Source organism: Nocardia sp. NPDC058497, assembly GCF_042720195.1.
Lineage (GTDB): Bacteria > Actinomycetota > Actinomycetes > Mycobacteriales > Mycobacteriaceae > Nocardia.
Genome location: NZ_JBHXMY010000985.1, coordinates 1 through 1,315 on the forward strand (window position 1 = coordinate 1; position 1,315 = coordinate 1,315).

Annotated in this window: 1 protein-coding gene and 1 pseudogene; both read left to right on the forward strand. The window is 64.8% G+C overall.

Annotated features, from left to right (window positions below; translation table 11 throughout):
* On the forward strand, window positions 1-267 hold a 267-nt coding region (locus tag ACFWPJ_RS33080), incomplete at its 5' end, for a class F sortase (RefSeq protein ID WP_378857497.1).
* A 276-nt stretch (window positions 268-543) separates the two neighbouring features.
* Window positions 544-1,315, forward strand: a pseudogene (locus ACFWPJ_RS33085) (IS3 family transposase); the annotation flags it as partial.

The window sequence follows — 1,315 nt, forward strand, 5'->3', positions numbered from 1 at the left end:
GATGTGGTGCAGGGGACCGGTTTCGCGAAGAAGTTCTCCGCGTTGAAGCCTGGCGACATCGTCACCCTGACCGGAAACAACGGCAAGTCCTGGCGCTACCGGGTCGATTCGGTGGACAGCGTATCCAAAGACGGTGCGCTCCCGGTCGACCGCCTCAACGACCAGATCGGGCCGGAAACCCTCGCTCTCGTCACCTGCGGTGGGAAGTTCGTCGGCCCGCCGACGGGCTATGAGAACAACGACGTGGCCTTCGCGTCCCGCATCTGAGACCACATCGACCCATAATGTTCGATCGGATTCGGGTGCGGAAGGACAAGCTGGACGCTCGCCCGTTCGTCGGGCCACACGAGCGGGACGATCCGGACTGGCATGCTGCGCAAGGCGACGCACTGGGATTCCGTGGTGGCCGCGCTCGGCTATGAGCACCTGTCGGCACAACCTCCGACGCACCGGGCTCACCTGGTTTGCCGACACCGGAGTGCCGATCCCTCGGCTCCAACTGAATCCCCCCGGCGATTCCGGAGACTCATCTCTTGAGGAAGGATGATGTCTGTGAGTTCGAAGAAGTACCCGCAGGAGCTGCGTGAGCGGGCTGTGCGGATGGTCGCGGAGGTCCGCGACCAACACGAGTCGGAATGGGCGGCGATCGGGGCGGTCGCCGAGCTTTTGGGTGTCGGGACCGCGGAGACGGTCCGCAAGTGGGTGCGCCAAGGTCAGGTCGATGCCGGTGCGCGGGCCGGGATCACCACCGAGGAGTCCGCGGAGCTGAAACGGCTGCGCCGGGAAAACGCGGAACTCAAGCGCGCCAACGCAATTCTGAAATCTGCATCGATTTTCTTCGCGGCCGAACTGGACCGGCCCCAGCGCTGATCGTCAGATATATCAGCGAGTACCAGGGCCACCGCGTCGATGGTGGCCTGCGATGGGGTGTCGAGTCGATCTGCGCCGCGCTGACCGAGCTCGGCGTCAAGATCGCCCCATCAACCTATTACGAACACCGCCAACCTGTTTCGAGCAAACGAGGACGGCGCGACGAGGAACTGACGTTGGAAATCGCGCGGGTCCACCGCGAGAACTACGGCGTCTACGGTGCCCGGAAAGTGTGGCTGCAAGTCAACCGTGAAGGTATCGACGTGGCTCGCTGCACCGTCGAGCGGTTGATGCGGCGGCACGGGCTACGGGGCGCGGTCCGCGGCCGGGTCAAACGCACCACGATCCCCGATCCGGCCGCCGAGCGGCCGCAGGATCTGGTGCAACGCAAGTTCGCGCCGGCAGCGCCGAACCAGCTGTGGGTGGCCGACATGACCTATGTGTC